General features: G+C 37.8%; 2 protein-coding genes. Both read right to left on the bottom strand.

The annotated features are described in order from the left end of the window. Nucleotides 1-120 precede the first annotated feature (120 nt). Nucleotides 121-417 (bottom strand): four helix bundle protein, encoded by a 297-nt coding sequence (locus O9324_RS00735; protein WP_288139225.1) that lies wholly within the window; start codon nt 415-417, stop codon nt 121-123. Between the two features lie 41 nt (nt 418-458). Beyond that, nucleotides 459-1,667, bottom strand: a complete 1,209-nt coding sequence (locus tag O9324_RS00730; protein ID WP_288139224.1) for an RNA-guided endonuclease InsQ/TnpB family protein — start codon at nt 1,665-1,667, stop codon at nt 459-461. Between the last annotated feature and the right edge of the window lie 57 nt (nt 1,668-1,724).

The raw sequence follows: 1,724 nt of genomic DNA, 5'->3' as shown, positions 1-1,724 counted from the left end.
TTATTGAGAGAAACTCTCATTAAGCTGGCGATCGCTGACTAGAGTGTGACACTTCATAATTCTTAGTAATCGCTAAAAGTCTTACTATACAAGGGCTAGAGCAACTTTTGATTTCAACGACTAGGGTGCGGAATGTGGGTTATTATACTGACCATAAAGTTTTCTACCAGTCTCAATATCTAAATATTGGCATTTAACAGCAAATTTTAACCAAACTTGGCTTTCTGCCGCTTCTGCTTCCGCATCATTTAATCTCAGCAAAAATGAACCCTTATATCGTCTTCTACGCCATGCCTCCGCTAAATTAGCACAGACAGAACGAGAAGAACGTCGAATTTGGTCAATTAATGAATATTTTTCCGACCCAGGAAACTTTTTAGACAGTTCAAAGATTTCCATAGCCAGATTAAAAGCGATCTGTTGACACTCCCATCGCGCTTAAGCGAGGGATTCTTGGTTCACTGAGTTTCCTTAATCTGGCAGGACGTATCCAACCAAACCAGAGGGAATCTCTCCCCAAGCGTATTAGTTTCCGTGTGTCCCACGGTACTTAGTCCCTTTTTGAGAATGTTGATAGCGGCGTTAATATCTCTATCTTCTACATAGCCACAATGGGGACAAACATGGGTTCTTGTAGATAGAGATTTAGGGACTTTTTGACCACAATTAGAGCAATTTTGACTCGTGTTATGGGGTGGTACTGCTACTGTAGCCTTACCATATTTAAAACCAAAATATTCTAACCATTGTCGAAAAGTTGACCAAGCCACATCATTAATAGATTTAGCTAGTTTAGAGTTTTTTACCATGCTTTGAATATTTAAGTTTTCGTAAGCGATGAAATCGTTAGATTTAATGACGCGCAATGCCTCTTTTTCGACAAAGCCTTTACGTTGCCTACTTACTCTTAAATGCTTTCTAGCATATCTGTTTCTAGCTTTTTGGTAGTTGTTTGATTGGGGTTGACCTTTTATAAACTTTTTAGATTTTTTCCGATTCAGTCGGTTTAATCTTTTTTCTGCCTTGCGATAGTATTGCGGTATTTCTACTGTTTCCCCATCACTGTTAGCGTAGAAAACTTTTAAACCTACATCCAATCCTACACATCTTTTTGTTGGTTCTAGGGGTTTAGCATATTCCCGAATATCAACGCTAAGACAGAATTGGACATAATAACCATCTGCTCGTTTAACAATCCTAACTCGTTTAATTTGGTCTAGAGGGTAAAAGTTTAGGTCTCTGGTTCCTTTTAGTTTAACCGTGCCAATGTTTTTCTTGTCTGTGAAAGTTATTTTCTTTCTATCATCAGATAGTTTCCACCCAGAGTTTTTATATTCCACAGAACGATTATTTTTCTGAAACTTGGGATAACCTTTTTTACCTTTAACCTTTTTCTTACAATTGTCATAGAAACGAGCAATAGCTGACCATGCCCGTTCAGCCGATGCTTGTCTAGCAGTAGAATTTAGAGTATCGACAAACTTGAACTGTTTAGCGAGAACTGCACAATATTTATTGAGAGAATATTTATCGATTTTGTCTTCTCTCTTAGCATCCATCCAAAGCCTTAAAGCCTTATTACGGATGAATTGTACTGTACGAATAGCTTCATCAATGGCAGAACACTGACTTGGTTTGACCACGGCTTTCATTTCTAAGACAATCATTGTTTATCGACCTCAAACAACTTATTTTAAGTTAACCTGTAGAGCATCGGATTGTCA

The sequence above is a fragment of the Microcystis sp. LE19-84.1B genome, from assembly GCF_027531875.1.
Taxonomy (GTDB): Bacteria; Cyanobacteriota; Cyanobacteriia; order Cyanobacteriales; family Microcystaceae; genus Microcystis; species Microcystis panniformis.
The sequence above is the reverse complement of the archived record's forward strand: the minus strand, read 5'-3'. Positions and strand labels throughout refer to the sequence as shown.